We start from the raw sequence: 16,360 nt of genomic DNA, 5'->3' as shown, positions 1-16,360 counted from the left end.
CGGGCGGAGGCGCTCCTGACACAAGCCTATCGGCTCCCCCACCGCGGCGCGGGCGGTCCCGCGTGCCGGTTCACGGAGCGATGACGACACGATCCGGCTAACCGCGCAGGAGCTAGTCGCTCGGATCGGGCAGCACCCGCAGGTGGCCGCGCCGGCGGCCGTTGTGCTCGGGCCGGTGCCCGTGCTCGGGCCGGCGCGCGGCCGGCGCCATCACCGCGCCGCCGTGCGCGGCAGGCCCGGGGTCGGAGAACCCCGCCACGACACCGGAGGACGGCATGCCGCCGTCGCGCGCCTCGCGGACGGCATCGGCGAGTGCGACGAGATCGTCGTCGTCGGGGTGGGCGGGCAGCGGCCCGGCGTGCCGGACCAACTCCCACCCGCGCGGCGCGGTGATCCGTCCGGCGTGCAGCACGCACAGATCCCAGGAGTGCGGCTCCGACACGGTGGCCAGCGGACCCACGACTGCCGTCGAGTCCGAGTAGACGAAGGTCAGCGTCGCCACGGCGTAGTGCGGGCACCCTGGCCGGCAGCAGCGACGGGGAACGTTCACGCCCGGAAGGCTATCGCGCGGCGCCGACACTCGGGGACGGACACGCGCAGCCGCGAGGGCGCGTTCCCCAACCGTTACGATCGTCCGATGGCCGCGCAGCGTCGGTGGGCCTCGCGCCGAGGCAGGGGCATGCGTGGTCCCCTGCTACCCGCGACCGTGCCGGGCTGGCGCAGCCGCGCCGAGCGGTTCGACATGGCGGTGCTCGAGGCCTACGAGCCGATCGAACGACAGTGGCAGGAACGGGTGTCGAGCCTGGACGTCGCCGTCGACGAGATTCCGCGGATCGCACCGAAGGATCCGGAGAGCGTGCAGTGGCCACCGGAGGTGGTGGCGGACGGGCCGGTCGCGTTGGCGCGCTTGATACCTGCGGGCGTGGACGTCCGGGGGAATTCGACCCGTGCGCGAATCGTGTTGTTCCGCAAGCCAATCGAGCGCCGGGCCAAGAACACCGACGATCTCGCCGACCTGCTGCACGAGATCCTGGTGGCCCAGGTGGCCACCTATCTCGGGGTGGAGCCCTCGGTCATCGATCCGGACCTGGACGACGACTGAGACCTCGACGTCGAGTCGAGGAAGAGGATCAGATGATGCCGCGCTTGATGCGACGGCGCTCCCGCTCGGAGAGCCCGCCCCAGATGCCGAAGCGCTCATCGTTGGCCAGGGCGTACTCCAGGCACGCGTCGCGCACCTCGCAGCCCTGGCAGATGCGCTTGGCCTCGCGGGTCGAGCCACCCTTCTCGGGGAAGAACGCCTCGGGGTCGGTCTGCGCGCACAGCGCGCGCTCCTGCCACTGATCGTCCTCGTCGTTGGCCGCCTCGAAATCGGCGTGCTCCGGCACCAAGCTCAACTGCGGCCGCCCCGGTGTCGCGAAGGGGGTCGGTGCGGTGTTGGTGTGCGGTGCGCTGCCTACCGAGCCGAGCATCCGACCGTCGTATGCGACCAGTCCGTCGAAATCGACGCGCTCATAGGACATCTTCCGCCTCCTCACATGTCTCGTAGATCGCTCACTGAGGCCCCACCCCTGCCCGTGCGGCCCTATTCATTCGAACAAGTGATCGAATCTCGGTCTGCGACACCGGAACCGGCCGGCCAACCGCGAAATGACACTGATGTGATTAGACACGGGTTAGCTGCACCGGTCAAGCGCTGGAACGGGATTTCATATCATCCCGTGACCAATCTCCGGCGCGTCGGCCGACGGCGTGTCGCTCACACCGGCACCACGGCGCGCGCTGCCTTCGTCGGAAGAGCATAGTGTCGAACCCCGTGAAGGTGACAGTTCTGGTCGGCGGGGTGGGCGGGGCCCGCTTCCTGCTCGGCGTACAGCGGTTGCTGGGCCTGGGCCGCTTCGGCGACGCCCCCGGCACACTGCCCGGCGAACACGAGCTGACCGCGGTGGTCAACGTCGGTGACGACGCCTGGATGCACGGCGTCCGCATCTGCCCGGACCTCGACACGTGCATGTACACCCTGGGCGGCGGCGTCGACCCCGAACGCGGCTGGGGCCACCGCGACGAGACGTGGCACGCCAAGGAGGAGCTCGCCGCCTACGGCGTGCAACCCGACTGGTTCGGCCTCGGCGACCGCGACCTCGCGACCCACCTGGTGCGCAGCCAGATGCTGCGCGCCGGCTACCCGCTGTCGCAGGTGACCGAGGCGCTGTGTGCGCGCTGGCAACCCGGCGCCCGGCTGCTGCCCGCCAGCGACGACCGCAGTGAAACCCACGTCGTGGTCACCGTTCCCGACTCCGATGGCGCCGGCGCGGACGCTGCCGAGGCCGGCGGCGAGCGGCGGGCCATCCACTTCCAGGAGTGGTGGGTGCGCTACCGCGCCCAGATCCCCACCCACGGCTTTGCGTTCGTGGGCGCCGACAAGGCCACCGCGGCCGAGGGCGTCACCGACGCCGTCGCCGGAGCGGACGTCGTGCTGCTGTCGCCGTCGAACCCGGTCGTCAGCATCGGCGCCATCCTCGGCATCGGCGGCATCCGCGCGGCGCTGCGGTCGACGCCGGCGCCGGTCGTCGGGTACTCCCCGATCATCGGCGGTCGCCCGCTGCGGGGCATGGCCGACGAGTGCCTCACCGTGATCGGCGTGCCCACCAGCTCCGAGGCCGTCGGCGCGCACTACGGCGCACGCAGCGGTGTCGGCATCCTCGACGGCTGGCTGATCAGCGAGGGCGACGAGGCCACGATCGAGGGCGTCGACGTCCGCGCGATCCCGCTGCTGATGACCGATCCGGACGCCACCGCCGAGATGGTGCGTAGCGGACTGGAACTCGCCGGCCTCGACGCGGGCCGGCGGTGAGCGCCGACCACGGCTCGGCCGGCGCGGTCGAGATCCTGCCCGTCGGAGGACTTCCCGAGTTCCGTCCCGGCGACGACGTCGCCGCCGCCATCGCGACCGCCGCCCCGTGGCTGCGCGACGCCGACGTCGTCGTCGTGACGAGCAAGGTGCTCTCCAAGAGCGAGGGCCGCATCGTCCCCGCGCCGACCGATCCCGCGGAACGGGACGCGTTGCGCCGCAGACTCATCGACGGCGAAGCGGTACGCGTGCTGGCACGCAAGGGACGCACCCTCATCACCGAGAACGCGATCGGCCTCGTCCAGGCCGCCGCCGGCGTCGACGGTTCCAACGTCGACGCCGCCGAACTCGCGCTGCTGCCGGTGGATCCGGACGGCAGTGCCGCCGCGCTGCGCAGCCGGTTGCACGAGCTGCTGGGCGTCACCGTCGCGGTCGTCGTCACCGACACCATGGGCCGCGCCTGGCGCAACGGTCAGACCGACGTGGCGATCGGATCCGCGGGCATGGCGGTCCTGCACGGCTACCACGGCGAACACGACGGCTACGGCAACGAACTGCTCGTCACCGAGGTGGCCGTGGCCGACGAGGTGGCCGCGGCGGCCGACCTCGTCAAGGGCAAGCTCACCGCCATCCCGGTGGCCGTCGTGCGTGGCCTCTCCCCCGCCGACGACGGGTCCACCGGCCGCTCCCTGGTGCGCGCGGGCGAGGAGGACCTGTTCTGGCTCGGCACCGAGGAGGCGCTCGCGCTGGGTCGCCGCCAGGCGCAGCTGATGCGGCGGTCGGTGCGCCGCTTCTCCGCCGAGCCCGTCGACCCCGCGCTCGTGGAGGCCGCGGTCGGTGACGCGCTCACCGCGCCCGCGCCACACCACACCCGTCCGGTGCGCTTCGTCTGGCTCGCCGACGGTGCCCGGCGCATCCGGCTGCTGGACGCGATGAAGGACGCCTGGCGCGCCGACCTGCTGGGCGACGGCCGGCCGGCCGACGCCGTCGAGCGTCGGGTGGCACGCGGCCAGATCCTGTACGACGCACCCGAAGTCGTCATTCCCTTCCTGGTGCCCGACGGTGCGCACGCCTACCCCGACGCCGCCCGCACGGCAGCCGAACACACCATGTTCACCGTCGCCGTGGGCGCCGCCGTCCAGGGACTCCTGGTGGCGCTCGCAGCGCGCGGCGTGGGCAGCTGCTGGATCGGTTCGACGATCTTCGCCGCCGATCTGGTACGCGCCGAACTCGACCTGCCGCCGGACTGGGAACCGTCGGGCGCCATCGCCATCGGCTACCCGGAGGAGGGCAGCGCAGCCACCGGTCCCCGCGACCCGGCGGCCACGGCCGACCTGCTGATCCGGCGATGACGCTGCGCGACTCGGTGCTCGACACCCTGGAGCGCTGGCGCCCAGCCGACCCGGCTCAGGACGCGCTGCGCGAGGCGCTGCTGGCGTTCGTGCTCGCGCGCCCGGACGCCTGCCTGCGGTCCTGCGTTCCCGGCCACGTCACCGCGTCGACGCTGGTGTTGGACCACACCGGCCGGCGCGCGTTGCTGACGCTGCACCCCCGCATCGGCCGGTGGGTACAGCTCGGCGGGCACTGCGAGGAGACCGACGCCGACATCGCGTCGGCGGCACTGCGCGAGGCCACCGAGGAGTCCGGCATCGAGGGACTCGTCGTGATGCCGGTGCCCGCGGCGCTGCACGTGCACGGACTCACCTGCTCGCTGGGCACGCCGACGCGGCATCTGGACATCCAGTTCGTCGCGCGCGCACCGGCGGGCGCCGAGATCGCCCGCAGCGACGAGTCGCTCGACCTGCGTTGGTGGCCGCTCGACGCGCTGCCACCGGACGCCGACTACGGCCTGCGCCACCTCGCGGCGGCCGCCCGCCGGTAGCGGACGGCTCAGACGTCCGTCGAGTAGCGGATGCCGCCGTCGGGGATCGACACGCCCGGCCACACCCGCGCGCCGCGCAGCAGCTCGCACCGCGCGCCGATGTTGGCGCCGTCGCCGATCACGCCGTCGCGGATCAGCGCGCGGGGACCGATGCGGGCGCCGAACCCGATGATCGAGCGCTCGATCACGGCGCCGGCCTCGACGCGGACGCCGTCGAAGATCACCGCGCCGTCGAGACGGGCGCCGGGGCCGATCTCCGCGCCGCGACCGACCACGGTGCCGCCGATGAGCAGCGCGCCCGGTGACACCGACGCACCCTCGTGCACCAGGTCCTCGCCACGGTGGCCCTTCAGCGCGGGCGACGGCGCGATGCCGCGCACCAGATCGGCCGAACCGCGCACGAAGTCGTCCGGCGTGCCCATGTCGCGCCAGTACGTGGCGTCGACGTAGCCGCACACCTTCAGGCCGTCACTCAGCAGCGCCGGGAACACCTCGCGCTCGACCGACACCTCGCGCCCGGTCGGGATGAGGTCGATGACCTCGCGCTTGAACACGTAGCAGCCGGCGTTGATCTGGTCGGTCGGCGGATCCTGCGTCTTCTCCAGGAACGCCGTCACGCCGCCCTCGGAATCGGTTGGCACGCAACCGAACGCGCGCGGGTCGCCGACGCGCACCAGGTGCAGCGTGACGTCCGCGTTCCGTTCGTGGTGGCTGGTCAGCAGCGCGCCGAGGTCCGCACCCGAGAGCACGTCGCCGTTGAACACCAGCGCGGTGCCGTAACGCAGCTTGGGCGCCACGTTGGCGATGCCGCCACCGGTGCCCAGCGCCTCCTCCTCGAAGACGTACTCGATGTCCAGTCCGAGGTCCGACCCGTCGCCGAACGCGGCCTCGAAGACCCCCGCCTTGTAGGACGTGCCGAGGACGACGTGCCGGATTCCCGCGGCCTGGATGCGGCTCAGCAGGTGGGTGAGGAACGGCAGGCCCGCCGTCGGCAGCATCGGCTTGGGCGCCGAGAGCGTCAGCGGCCGCAGGCGCGTGCCCTGGCCGCCGACGAGGATGACGGCGTCGGTCTCAGCAGGATCTACCGGGGTTCCCACAGTCAGAGCCGTCCTTTCGAGAGCTTGCGTCGAGAGCTTCGTACCACCAAGCGCGCACGCACCGCCAGCGCAGACCTGATGCTCCATCGGAGCGGCGCCTGCCACCAGTGGGGGTGCCGATCGGCGAGGAAAGTGTAGGTGCTCCGGTGATGGGCAGCCAAGTTGCGGGCCGGGTCTCGGCCCGTGGCGTGTCCCTTGTCGTGCAAAATCTCCGCCGAGGGCACGTAGACGTTGGACCACCCGGCCCGTTCGAGGCGATCACCCAGGTCGACGTCCTCCATGTACATGAAGAAGCGTTCGTCGAAGCCCTCCACGGCATCGAAGGCGGACCTGCGCAGCAACAGGCAGGATCCGCTCAGCCAGCCGACGGGGCGTTCGCTGGGCTCCATCCGCTCCTGGCGGTAGGCCGCGGTCCACGGGTTCGACGTCCAGAACGGGCCGACGACGGCGTGCATGCCGCCGCGGACCAGGCTCGGCTGGTGACGCGCCGACGGGTACACCGAGCCGTCCGGGTCGTGGATCAGCGGGCCCAGTGCGCCGGCCCGCGGCCACCGCGTCGCAGCCTCCAGCAGCGCGTCGATGCTGCCCGGCCCCCACTGCACGTCCGGATTGGCGACGACGAAGAACTCGGGGTCCCCGGCGTAGGCGGGGTCGTGCAGATACTTCTCGACGGCACGGTTCACCGCGCCGCCGTAACCGAGGTTGGCTCCGGTGCGCAGCAGCGTGGCGTTCGGGTAGCGCTGCTCGGCGTCCTCCGGGGCGCCGTCGGTGGAGCCGTTGTCGGCCATGACGACGCGGACCGGTCGCTCGGTGGCGTGCGACAGCGTGGCCAGGAAGCGGTCGAGATGGCCACCCGGCGAGTACGTCACCGTCACGACCACCAGCTCGTCGCTCACGCCGGCCTCACCCACGCGTCGTGCGTGCGGCCCGCACGGATTCCTCGCTGCACGGCGTCGAGGGTAACGGTCCAGATTCGCGGCAGGACACCGTGTGTCGGCTCGGCGGTCAGCGCGCCAGGACGCTCGCGGCGAACTTCGGTTGATAGTCCGACGTCAGCAGCGCACCGAAGTTCGACTCCCGGTCGCCGCGGTTGGCGGTGTCGGTGTCGCGGATGCTGTAGATGAAGGCCGGTCCGCTGTAGGACGTCGCGGCCACCGCGGCGAGCACGTCGGTGATCTGCTTGGCCTGCTCCTGCTGGCTGACGCCGTCACCGCCCTCGCTCGTCGGTGCGCCGAGTTCGGTGATCCAGATGCGCTTGCCACCATCGCCGTTGGCGGCCATCACGTCGTGCAGCGCGGCGAGGTCGGAGAAGCCGTTCTCCGGGTTGGCCGCCAGCCCGGTCGGGAAGACGTACGGGTGCGCGGCGGCGGCGTCGAAGCTGCCCTTGGCGCCCGCGGCGTACATCTTCTCCAGGAACGCCGGCGGCGACTCGTCACCGGGCAGCCGGCTGAAGCCGGCGAGCACCACGGTGCTGTTGGGCTGCACGGACTTGATCGCGGGGTAGGCGGCCTTCACCAGGTCGGTGTAGCGCGGCGCGTTGTGCGGCGTCCCGCCGAAGAACAGCGGCAGGTTCGGTTCGTTCCACAGCTGCCAATTGCTCACCCGACCGGCGTAGCGCTGCACCACGGCCTTGGAGAAGTCCGCGTAATCGGCGGCGTTGTCCGGCGGAGTGGTGAAGTACGAGCCGGCGGGACGCGCCCAGTCCGGCGAGTAGGCGATGACGCCCAGCACCTTGAGCCCGCGGGCCGTCGCGGCGTTCACCACGAGGTCGGTCTGCCCCCAGTCGTACTGTCCCTTGGCGGTCTCGATCTGCGTCCACGGGATGAGCACGCGGAACCACGACGCACCGGTCTGGCCGACCGCGTCGAGTTCGCGGTTGACGTCGGCCGCGCCGAGCCACGTCATCTGCGCACCGTCGCCGAAGCCGTAGCCCGCCGCCGGCACGCGCGGCGGGGCCGCCTGCGCCGCCGACGGCACCATGGCCGCCACCAGCACGGCCGCCACTCCCGCCGCCAGGCGTGTGAACACCGTTCCTGCACGTCGCTTCATGGGCCGCCGCCGTTTCATGGGACAAAGGTACCCGACGGTCCCTGCCGTCCCTGCGGCTCAGCGACCGGTGAGAGGTACCGCCAGCGCCGCGGCGAGCGCGTCCCGCCACGGCCGCAGCGGCGCCACGCCCGCCGCCGCGGAGCGCTGGGCCCCCAGCGCCGAGTACGTCGGCCGGGGTGCGGGGCGGGGGTGCTCCTCGGAGCCGACCGGCGTGACGAGGCGCGGGTCCGCCCCCACGAGTTCGTACACCGCGCAGGCCTGGTCGTACCGGCTCGCAGGGCCGGCGTTGGCGGCGTGCAGCACGCGGGCGGCCGGACGCCGGTCGGCCAGCGACAGCAGGGTCGATGCGAGATCGACGGCGTAGGTGGGTGATCCGATCTGGTCGGCCACCACCTCGACGGCGGCGCCCTCGATGGCGTTGCGCCGCATCACGGCGGCGAAGTCGGTTCCGTTGCCGCCGACGAAGATCCACGCCGTGCGGACGACGGTCGCGTCGGGCAGGGCGGCGTGCACCTCGCGTTCGCCGGCGAGCTTGGTGGCGCCGTAGACCGACAGCGGGTGGGTGGCGTCGTCGGTCTCGTACGGCTGCGGTGCGGCGCCGCCGAAGTCGCCGTCGAAGACGTAGTCGGTGGAGACGTGCAGCAGATCGGCCCCGGCCGCGGCGCAGGCGCGGGCGACGTTCCCGGCACCCGTCGCGTTCACCGCGTGCGCCCGGGCGCGGTCGCGTTCGGCGTCGTCCACCCGGGTGTACGCGGCGCAGTTGATCACCACGTCGCCCGCCCGGATGTGACGTCCGGGCGCGGTGGCGTCGGTGACGTCGCAGGCCGCCGAGGTGAGCGACGCCACGTCGCGGCCGTCCGCGCGGGCCTGAGCAGCGAGAACCGTCCCGAGCAGGCCGGCGCCGCCGAGGATCACGAGTCGAGCGGACATCCTTCGAGTCTGGCACGCCGACCCGCGTTACTCCGTCCGCGGCCGTTGCGCCAGTAGCCTGGGCCAATGCCCGCTCATATCGCCAGGACCATCGCCGTCATCGCGGCGGTGGTGGTCGTGATCGGCACCGGCGTGGCGTGGGGCAAGATCCGGTCCTTCGAGTCCGGCATCAACCACATCAGCGCCGACTCCCTCGGCGGTGGCGGCGAGGACGGCGCCATCGACATCCTGCTGGTGGGCATGGACAGCCGCACCGACGCGCACGGCAATCCGCTCTCGGCCGAGGAACTGGCCACATTGCGCGCGGGTGACGACGTCGCCACCAACACCGACACCATCATCCTGGTCCGCATCCCGAACAACGGGAAGTCCGCGACGGCCATCTCGATCCCGCGCGACTCGTACGTCGAGGCGCCGGGCTTCGGCAAGACCAAGATCAACGGCGTCTTCGGCGCGGTCAAGCTGGAGGAGATGAAGCAACTCGTCGAGGTGGAGGGCGAGGATCCCGCCGTCGCCGAGCCCAAGGCCGTCGAGAAGGGCCGTGAGGCGCTCATCAAGACCGTCGCCGGGCTGACCGGCGTCACGGTCGACCACTACGCCGAGATCGGCCTGCTGGGCTTCTCGCTCATCACCGACGCCCTCGGCGGCGTCGACGTCTGCCTCAAGGACCCGGTGTATGAACCGCTGTCGGGCGCGGACTTCCCGGCCGGGTGGCAGAAGCTCAACGGCCCACAGGCGCTCAGCTTCGTCCGGCAGCGCCACGACCTGCCGCGCGGCGACCTCGACCGCGTGACGCGGCAGCAGGCCGTGATGGCTTCTCTTGCCCACCAGGTGATCTCGGGCAAGACGCTGTCGAGCCCCGCGACGCTCAACCGCCTGCAGGCCGCGGTGCAGCGGTCGGTGGTGCTGTCCGACGGCTGGGACATCATGGACTTCGTCGAGCAGTTGCAGAATCTCGCGGCGGGCAACGTCGCGTTCGCCACCATCCCGGTGCTGGCCGAGGACGGCTGGAGCGACGACGGCATGCAGAGCGTCGTGCGCGTCGACCCCACCGCGGTACAGGAGTGGGTCGCCGGCCTGCTGCAGGACCAGGACCAGGGCAAGACCGAGCAACTCGCCTACAGCCCGGACAAGACCACCGTCGACGTCGCCAACGACACCGACATCAACGGCCTCGCCGCGTCGGTGTCGCAGGTGCTCTCCGGCAAGGGCTACGTCGAGGGCGCGGTCGGCAACAACGAGGCCGCCCACGTGGACCGCAGCGTCGTGCAGGCCGCCAAGCTCGACGACCTCGGCGCGCAGGCCGTCGCGAAGGAACTGGGCCTGCCCGTCGTCGAGGACGCGACCGTGCCGGCAGGCACCGTCCGCGTCGTCCTCGGCAGCGACTACACCGGGCCCGGCTCGGGTCTGGGCAACGAGGATCCCTCGACCATCGGGCTCACCACCGACACCGGCAGCGCCGGCGAGACCGTCGACCCGGCGGCCGCCTCCGGTGACGGCACCGCTCCCCTGACGTCCCCGATCATCACCGCAGGCTCGGACGACCCGGCGTGCGTGAACTGAGCACCGTCAGCGGGGCCCTGCTCGAGCCGCGGCTGCGCACCAGCCCGACGGCCCCCGCCGTCACCTACTACGACGACGCCACCGGCGAGCGCATCGAGTTGTCGGCGGTGACGCTGGCCAACTGGGCCGCCAAGACCGGCAACCTGCTGCGCGACGAACTGGGCGTCGGACCGGGTGGCCGCGTCGCGGTGCTGCTCCCCGCGCACTGGCAGACCGTCGGCGTGCTGTTCGGCGCGTGGTACGTCGGCGCCGAAGTCGTGCTGGGACACGACGGTTGGGCCGGTGACTGCGACGTCGCCTGCGCGACGCTCGAGCGGCTCGACGAAGCCGACACGGCCGTCGACATGGGAGAGGTCCTGGTGCTGTCCCTCGACGCATTCGGCAGGCCGGTCGCCGATCTGCCGGTCGGCGTCACCGACTACGCGACCGCGGTGCGCGTGCACGGCGACCAGATCGTCGCCGAGCGCAGTCCGGGTCCGGCGCTCGCGGGTCGCAGCCCGGCCGAGGTGCTGGCTGCCGCCGAGAGTGCCGGCGCCGGTGCCGGTTTCACGCCCGGGGACCGGGTGCTGTCCAGCCGGGCGTGGGGCGACCCCGACGCCCTGGTGGGCAACCTGCTGTCGGTGTTCGCCGCGGGGGCGGCGCTGGTGCAGGTGACCAACCCGGACCCGGCGGCCGCCGAACGGCGCCGCCAGGCCGAGAAGATCACCGCCGAATTGCCCTAGGCGGGCGTCACTTCAGCAGCGCGCGCGACATGACGACGCGCTGAATCTGGTTGGTGCCCTCGTAGATCTGGGTGATCTTGGCGTCGCGCATGAAGCGCTCGACCGGGAAGTCCACGGTGTAGCCGTACCCGCCGAAGAGCTGCACGGCGTTGGTGGTGACCTCCATCGCCACGTCGGAGGCGAAGCACTTCGACGCCGACGAGATGAAACCCAGTGCCGCCTCGCCACGTTCGGCGCGCGCGGCCGCCGAGTACACCATCAGCCGCGCCGCCTCGATCTTCATGGCCATGTCGGCGATCATGAATTGCGTGTTCTGGAAGTCACTGATCGACTTGCCGAACTGCTTGCGCTCCTTGGTGTAGGCGATCGCCGCCTCCAGGGCGCCCTGGGCGATGCCCACGGCCTGCGCACCGATGGTCGGGCGGGTGTGATCCAGCGTCGCCAGCGCCGTCTTGAAGCCGGTGCCCTCGTCGCCGATGATCCGGTCACCCGGGATGCGGCAGTCCTCGAAGTAGAGGTCGGTCGTCGGGGAGCCCTTGATGCCCATCTTGCGTTCCTTGGGCCCGACGGTGAAGCCCTCGTCGTCCTCGTGCACCACGAACGCCGAGATGCCGTTGGCGCCCTTGTCGGGATCGGTCACGGCCATCACCGTGTACCACTGCGAGTGCCCGCCGTTGGAGATCCAGCACTTGCTGCCGTTGAGCACCCAGCCGTCGCCGTCCTTGCGCGCCCGGGTCCGCATCGCGGCGGCGTCGCTGCCGGCCTCGCGCTCGCTCAGCGCATACGACGCGGTGGCCTCACCGCCGCCGATCGACGGCAGGACCTGCTTCTTGAGCTCCTCGGAGCCACGCAGCAGCATGCCCATGGTGCCGAGCTTGTTGCAGATGGGGATGAGCGACGAGGACGCGCACACCCGGGCGACCTCCTCGATGACGATGCAGGCCGCGATCGAGTCGCCGCCCTGGCCGCCGTACTCCTCCGGGATGTGGATGGCCGAGAACCCCGACGAGTTCAGCGCGGCGAGCGCCTCGTCGGTGTAACGGGCCTTTTCGTCGACGTCCGCCGCGTGCGGCTTGATCTCCTTCTCGCACAGGTCGCGCAGGACGGTGCGCAGTTCCTCGTGCTCGTCGGACAGCTTGAAGACGTCGAAGGACGGGTTGCCGAACGCCATTGTCTACTCCTTGCTACTCGTCGGTAACTTTACCCTGGCCGGATCAGTCGCCGAGCAGTCGGTCCCGCAACGCGGCATCCTTGCGCAGCACCATCTCCTCGAGATCGGCCTGGAAGCGCTCCATCCGTGCGCGCAGCGCCTCGTCGGCCGCGGCGAGGATGCGCACCGCCAGCAGGCCGGCGTTGCGCGCACCGCCGATCGACACCGTCGCGACGGGCACGCCCGCGGGCATCTGCACGATCGACAGCAGCGAGTCCAGCCCGTCGAGGCGCGCGAGCGGCACGGGCACGCCGATCACCGGCAGCGGCGTCGCGGAGGCCACCATGCCGGGCAGGTGGGCCGCGCCGCCGGCGCCGGCGATGACGACGCCGATGCCGCGGCCGGCGGCGGAGCGCGCGTAGTCGAGCATCCGCTGCGGGGTGCGGTGGGCGGAGACCACACCCACCTCGAAGGGCACCTCGAATTCGACGAGCGCGGTGACGGCGTCCTCCATCACCGACCAGTCGCTGTCGCTGCCCATGATGACGCCGACGCGCGGCGCCGTCGCAGAACTAGTCATGCGGATCCCATCCGTCGGTCCAGACCCCGTGAGACAACCAGTGCGCGGCGCGGGTCGCGCGTTCGCGGACGTCGGCGACGTAGGCCTCGTCGTCCAGCGAGCCGCCGGCGGCGCCCAGCACGTTGACGTGACCGATCTTGCGCCCCGGCCGCTCGGACTTGCCGTACAGGTGCACCTTGGCCTCGGGCATGCGGGCGAACAGGTGGTGCACGCGTTCGTCCATGCTCATCTCCGGCGGCTCCGGAGCGCCGATCACGTTGCCCATCACCGTCACCGGGGCCAGCGGCCCGGTCGCGCCCAGGGGGTAGTCGAGCACTGCGCGCAGGTGCTGTTCGAACTGGCTGGTGTACGCGCCGTCCATGGACCAGTGCCCGGAGTTGTGCGGCCGCATCGCCAGCTCGTTGACGAGCAGGCCGCCGTCGACGGTCTCGAAGAGTTCGACGGCGAGCACGCCGACGACGCCGAGGTCGGCGGCCAGGCCGAGACCGAGCCGCTCGGCTGCCGCGCCCAGTGCCGGATCGAGGTTCGGCGCCGGCGCGATCACCTCGACGCAGATTCCGTCCTGCTGCACGGTGTGCACCACCGGCCACGCCGCCCCCTGACCGAACGGCGACCGCGCCACCAGCGCCGAGAGTTCGCGCCGCATCGCGACCCGCTCCTCCACCATCACGGCGGCGCCGTCGTCGAGGTAGCGCCGCACTGCGGCCCGCGCCGCGTCCAGGTCGTCGGCCAGCGTCACGCCGCGGCCGTCGTAGCCGCCGCGGACCGTCTTCACCACGACCGGACCACCGATCCGTGCGGCGAACGCCTCGACGTCGGCCACGTCGGTGACCTCGGCGTAGCGCGGCACCGGGGCGCCCAGCGCCTCGAGGCGGCGGCGCATGACGAGCTTGTCCTGGGCGTGCACCAGCGCCTGCGGCGGCGGGGCGACGGTGATCCCGTCGGCGACGAGCGCGTCGAGCAGTTCGGTCGGCACGTGTTCGTGGTCGAACGTCACGACCGTCGCCCCCTGGGCCACCGACCGCAGCGCTTCGAGGTCGGTGTGGGCGCCCAGCACCACGTCGGGTGTGACCCGGGCAGCCGATTCGTCCGGCGAGGTGGCCAGCACGCGCAGCGTCTGGCCCATCGCGATGGCGGCCTGGTGGGTCATCCGGGCCAGCTGACCGCCACCGATCATGGCGACGACGGGAGGTGCACTCACCCGGTCATCGTTTCACGCCCCGGCGGGTCGGCTGCACCCAGCGCGACCTGCACGGGTACGCGTCACGGTCGTGGTTTCCGTAGACTCGCCACTCATGTCCTTCGCAGACGCCACCATCGCACGGCTGCCACGCGCCGTCCGACCGCTCGCGGAGCGACACCACGAGCTGATCAAGTTCGCGATCGTGGGCGCCACCACGTTCGTCATCGACTCGGCCATCTTCTTCACGCTCAAGCTCACGATCCTCGAGCCGAAGCCCGTCACGGCGAAGATCATCGCCGGCATCGTCGCGGTCATCGCCTCCTACATCCTGAATCGGGAGTGGAGCTTCCGTGACCGCGGCGGGCGCGAACGGCACCACGAGGCCCTGCTGTTCTTCGGGGTCAGCGGCGTGGGCGTCGTCCTGAGCATGGCTCCGCTGTGGGTGTCGAGCTACATGCTGGGCCTGCGCGTGCCCGAGGTGTCGCTGACGGTCGAGAACATCGCCGACTTCGTCTCGGCCTACATCATCGGCAACCTGCTGCAGATGGCGTTCCGGTTCTGGGCGTTCCGGCGGTTCGTGTTCCCCGACGAATTCGCGCGCAACCCGGAGAAGGCGATCGAGGCGACGGTCACCGCCGGCGGCATCGCCGAGGTGCTCGAGGACGACTACGAAATCCATCACGGCAACGAGATCCGCACCGGCGACGCGGCGGTACCCCCGGGTGACGGCACCGTGACGCCGATGCGCCCCACGCGGCGCCGGCGCGGCCGTCAGCTGGGCGATTCCTCGGAACCGAGGGTGTCGAAGACTTCGTGATAGAGCAGGGCGTGTACCTGCTCGACCCGCGGGATGTCGTGGAACTCCAGCGGATCCTGCGCCGCTGACTCGATGACCAGCGTGCCGGTGCGCAGCACGCGGTCGGACAGCCCGTGGCGGAACTCGACGCTGTTGATGCGCGCCAGCGGGATGTCGATGCCCTGCCGGGTGAGCAGGCCGTGGCGGAACATCACCCGGCGGTCGGTGATGACGAAGTGCGTCGTACGCCAGGCGAGGAACGGCCACAGCACCAGCCACCCGACGACGATCAGCCACACTGCGCCGATCACGATCATCACGATGTTCTTCGCCGTCGGCTCCCACGACGTCTGATCGACCACCGCGGCGCCGAACGCCGCGAGCGCGGTCGCGAGCAGCAGGACCAGGACCGCCCCGATCAGCCGCTTCCAGTGCGGATGCCGGTGCAGCACGACGCGCTCGTCTGCGGCCAGGACGTTGTCGGGGTATCCCACGCCGGCACCATACCGACCGTCGGCGACTAGATGTCGTGACCTGAGACGTTGTTGTCAGGCGGCGAGCCGGCTGATGGGTGGTTTTCCGCCGAGGGCGGAGTGGCCGCGTCGAGTGTTGTATAGGCGGAGGAATCGGTCAAGTGCTCGTGTGCGCAGGCTGTTGGATGTCCAGGCTCGGGCGTAGGCCCATTCGTTGAGCAGAGTTCGGTTGAAGCGTTCTGCTTTGCCGTTGGTCCAGGGGCAGCCGGGCTTGGTGAACCGACGTTTGAGCTGCCAGGCCGTGCATACCCAACCCCAGTTGGTGCCCTGCCGGTAGACCAGGGCGTTGTCGGTCAGCAGCCGTCGCACGCGTACGCCGTGGGCGGCGAACCAAGCCATCGCGCGGTGCAGGAATCCTGCGCAGGTGAGGTCCTTTTCGTCGGACAGGACTTCGGTGTAGGCCAGTCGGCTGTAGTCGTCGATGGCAGTGTGGACGTAGTCGTAGCCGATGCGGGTCTTCTTGTGGCGGTTGGCCACTGAGACCGCAGCGTCACGTCCGTGCAGACGCCATCCGCCGCCGGCGGGGATGCGTCCGAGCTTTTTGACATCGATGTGGACCAGCGAACCCGGGGTGCGGTGTTCGTAGCGGTTGGGGCTGCGACGAGACGAGCGCACTGGCTCGCCGGTGATCGGGTCGAGCGCTGCCAGGTGGGGCACCTGGTGGCGGGCCAGGATCCGTCCGACCGTCGATGGGTTCAGGCCGAGCTCGGCAGCCAGCACGACAGCACCGCGCTTGCGGCGGCGCCGGGCAGCGAGCACTTCGTGCTCCACTTTGGCGCTGGTGCGCGCCGGGGTCCTGATCGGTCGCGAGGACCGGTCCGACAGGGCCGCATCGCCGCCTTCGTCGTAGCGGCGCAGCCACTTGTAGACCGTCGCACGAGAGATACCCAGCTGTTCAGCGACGTGAGCGGGTGGCCAGCCAGCGGCGACACGCTCGACGATCAGGCGACGAGCGAACACGTTGGTACGGGCGTTAGCGTGGGACACGAGGACCTCCTACGGGTGAATGCCAGACACATCCACT

General features: G+C 71.2%; 18 protein-coding genes. 7 read left to right on the top strand and 11 right to left on the bottom strand.

What is annotated here, in order from left to right:
- Window positions 1-112: 112 nt before the first annotated feature.
- Window positions 113-550 (bottom strand): DUF3499 domain-containing protein, encoded by a 438-nt coding sequence (locus FZ046_RS13210; RefSeq protein WP_149484256.1) that lies wholly within the window; start codon window positions 548-550, stop codon window positions 113-115.
- A gap of 129 nt (window positions 551-679) precedes the next feature.
- Between FZ046_RS13210 and FZ046_RS13205 the strand changes: the two genes are divergently transcribed.
- A complete protein-coding gene (locus tag FZ046_RS13205) occupies window positions 680-1,102 on the top strand; it encodes a metallopeptidase family protein (RefSeq protein ID WP_070356101.1) in 423 nt (140 codons plus the stop codon).
- A gap of 28 nt (window positions 1,103-1,130) precedes the next feature.
- Here the strand turns inward: FZ046_RS13205 and FZ046_RS13200 are convergent, their stop codons facing one another.
- Window positions 1,131-1,523 (bottom strand): WhiB family transcriptional regulator, encoded by a 393-nt coding sequence (locus FZ046_RS13200; protein ID WP_070356102.1) that lies wholly within the window; start codon window positions 1,521-1,523, stop codon window positions 1,131-1,133.
- Window positions 1,524-1,816: 293 nt separating this feature from the next.
- On the opposite strand from FZ046_RS13200, the gene cofD reads away from it, so the two are divergent.
- Genes cofD through FZ046_RS13180 form a run of 3 tightly spaced genes read left to right on the top strand, consistent with a single transcriptional unit; the run spans window position 1,817 to window position 4,733 of the window.
- Window positions 1,817-2,854, top strand: coding sequence for a 2-phospho-L-lactate transferase (gene cofD, locus FZ046_RS13190; protein ID WP_070356103.1), 1,038 nt, complete (start codon window positions 1,817-1,819; stop codon window positions 2,852-2,854).
- Window positions 2,851-4,203, top strand: coding sequence for a coenzyme F420-0:L-glutamate ligase (locus tag FZ046_RS13185; RefSeq protein WP_070356104.1), 1,353 nt, complete (start codon window positions 2,851-2,853; stop codon window positions 4,201-4,203). Before cofD ends, FZ046_RS13185 begins: the two co-directional genes overlap by 4 nt.
- Window positions 4,200-4,733, top strand: a complete 534-nt coding sequence (locus FZ046_RS13180; protein WP_070356105.1) for an NUDIX hydrolase — start codon at window positions 4,200-4,202, stop codon at window positions 4,731-4,733. Before FZ046_RS13185 ends, FZ046_RS13180 begins: the two co-directional genes overlap by 4 nt.
- An 8-nt stretch (window positions 4,734-4,741) precedes the next feature.
- Here FZ046_RS13180 and manB read toward each other — a convergent pair whose 3' ends face one another.
- From manB to rfbD, 4 genes are all read right to left on the bottom strand, one after another.
- Window positions 4,742-5,830 (bottom strand): mannose-1-phosphate guanylyltransferase ManB, encoded by a 1,089-nt coding sequence (gene manB / locus FZ046_RS13175; RefSeq protein WP_070356106.1) that lies wholly within the window; start codon window positions 5,828-5,830, stop codon window positions 4,742-4,744.
- Window positions 5,831-5,832: 2 nt separating this feature from the next.
- Window positions 5,833-6,726 carry a glycosyltransferase family 2 protein gene (locus FZ046_RS13170; protein ID WP_070356117.1) on the bottom strand — a complete coding sequence of 298 codons (894 nt, stop codon included), beginning with the start codon at window positions 6,724-6,726 and terminating at the stop codon, window positions 5,833-5,835.
- Window positions 6,727-6,835: 109 nt separating this feature from the next.
- A complete protein-coding gene (locus tag FZ046_RS13165) occupies window positions 6,836-7,858 on the bottom strand; it encodes a cellulase family glycosylhydrolase (RefSeq protein ID WP_246182991.1) in 1,023 nt (340 codons plus the stop codon).
- Between the two features lie 78 nt (window positions 7,859-7,936).
- Window positions 7,937-8,809, bottom strand: coding sequence for a dTDP-4-dehydrorhamnose reductase (gene rfbD / locus FZ046_RS13160; protein WP_070356108.1), 873 nt, complete (start codon window positions 8,807-8,809; stop codon window positions 7,937-7,939).
- Between the two features lie 66 nt (window positions 8,810-8,875).
- Here rfbD and FZ046_RS13155 point away from each other — a divergent pair, with 66 nt between their 5' ends.
- Complete coding sequence (locus tag FZ046_RS13155) at window positions 8,876-10,372, top strand: LCP family protein (RefSeq protein WP_070356109.1); 1,497 nt, start codon at window positions 8,876-8,878, stop codon at window positions 10,370-10,372.
- Window positions 10,360-11,094 (top strand): TIGR03089 family protein, encoded by a 735-nt coding sequence (locus tag FZ046_RS13150; protein ID WP_070356110.1) that lies wholly within the window; start codon window positions 10,360-10,362, stop codon window positions 11,092-11,094. The genes FZ046_RS13155 and FZ046_RS13150 overlap by 13 nt, the downstream gene beginning before the upstream one ends.
- A gap of 7 nt (window positions 11,095-11,101) precedes the next feature.
- Here the strand turns inward: FZ046_RS13150 and FZ046_RS13145 are convergent, their stop codons facing one another.
- The 3 genes from FZ046_RS13145 to FZ046_RS13135 are packed head-to-tail and all read right to left on the bottom strand — an operon-like array spanning window position 11,102 to window position 14,001.
- Window positions 11,102-12,265, bottom strand: coding sequence for an acyl-CoA dehydrogenase (locus FZ046_RS13145; RefSeq protein ID WP_070356111.1), 1,164 nt, complete (start codon window positions 12,263-12,265; stop codon window positions 11,102-11,104).
- A gap of 43 nt (window positions 12,266-12,308) precedes the next feature.
- Complete coding sequence (purE, locus tag FZ046_RS13140) at window positions 12,309-12,824, bottom strand: 5-(carboxyamino)imidazole ribonucleotide mutase (RefSeq protein ID WP_070356112.1); 516 nt, start codon at window positions 12,822-12,824, stop codon at window positions 12,309-12,311.
- Window positions 12,817-14,001, bottom strand: coding sequence for a 5-(carboxyamino)imidazole ribonucleotide synthase (locus FZ046_RS13135; protein ID WP_070356113.1), 1,185 nt, complete (start codon window positions 13,999-14,001; stop codon window positions 12,817-12,819). Before FZ046_RS13135 ends, purE begins: the two co-directional genes overlap by 8 nt.
- 118 nt (window positions 14,002-14,119) lie before the next feature.
- On the opposite strand from FZ046_RS13135, the gene FZ046_RS13130 reads away from it, so the two are divergent.
- Entirely contained in the window at window positions 14,120-14,824 is a 705-nt protein-coding gene (locus tag FZ046_RS13130; protein WP_070356114.1) for a GtrA family protein, read from the top strand.
- Here the strand turns inward: FZ046_RS13130 and FZ046_RS13125 are convergent.
- The gene (locus FZ046_RS13125) at window positions 14,779-15,297 is read right to left on the bottom strand and encodes a PH domain-containing protein (RefSeq protein ID WP_070356115.1); all 519 of its coding nucleotides are present in this window, start codon (window positions 15,295-15,297) and stop codon (window positions 14,779-14,781) included. The genes FZ046_RS13130 and FZ046_RS13125 overlap by 46 nt on opposite strands.
- A 54-nt stretch (window positions 15,298-15,351) precedes the next feature.
- A complete protein-coding gene (locus tag FZ046_RS13120) occupies window positions 15,352-16,323 on the bottom strand; it encodes an IS481 family transposase (protein ID WP_070356453.1) in 972 nt (323 codons plus the stop codon).
- Between the last annotated feature and the right edge of the window lie 37 nt (window positions 16,324-16,360).

Source organism: Mycolicibacterium grossiae, from assembly GCF_008329645.1.
GTDB classification, from domain to species: domain Bacteria; phylum Actinomycetota; class Actinomycetes; order Mycobacteriales; family Mycobacteriaceae; genus Mycobacterium; species Mycobacterium grossiae.
Note: the sequence above shows the minus strand (reverse complement) of the source record. Positions and strands in the feature narration are given on the sequence as shown.

What these genes read in the sequence shown, in the direction of transcription:
- FZ046_RS13205 (WP_070356101.1), top strand. Translation starts at nt 680, where the DNA reads ATGCGTGGTCCCCTGCTACCCGCGACCGTGCCGGGCTGGCGCAGCCGC.
- FZ046_RS13200 (WP_070356102.1), bottom strand. Translation starts at nt 1,523, where the DNA reads ATGTCCTATGAGCGCGTCGATTTCGACGGACTGGTCGCATACGACGGT.
- FZ046_RS13180 (WP_070356105.1), top strand. Translation starts at nt 4,200, where the DNA reads ATGACGCTGCGCGACTCGGTGCTCGACACCCTGGAGCGCTGGCGCCCA.
- rfbD (WP_070356108.1), bottom strand. Translation starts at nt 8,809, where the DNA reads ATGTCCGCTCGACTCGTGATCCTCGGCGGCGCCGGCCTGCTCGGGACG.
- FZ046_RS13155 (WP_070356109.1), top strand. Translation starts at nt 8,876, where the DNA reads ATGCCCGCTCATATCGCCAGGACCATCGCCGTCATCGCGGCGGTGGTG.
- FZ046_RS13145 (WP_070356111.1), bottom strand. Translation starts at nt 12,265, where the DNA reads ATGGCGTTCGGCAACCCGTCCTTCGACGTCTTCAAGCTGTCCGACGAG.
- purE (WP_070356112.1), bottom strand. Translation starts at nt 12,824, where the DNA reads ATGACTAGTTCTGCGACGGCGCCGCGCGTCGGCGTCATCATGGGCAGC.
- FZ046_RS13135 (WP_070356113.1), bottom strand. Translation starts at nt 14,001, where the DNA reads ATGATCGGTGGCGGTCAGCTGGCCCGGATGACCCACCAGGCCGCCATC.
- FZ046_RS13130 (WP_070356114.1), top strand. Translation starts at nt 14,120, where the DNA reads ATGTCCTTCGCAGACGCCACCATCGCACGGCTGCCACGCGCCGTCCGA.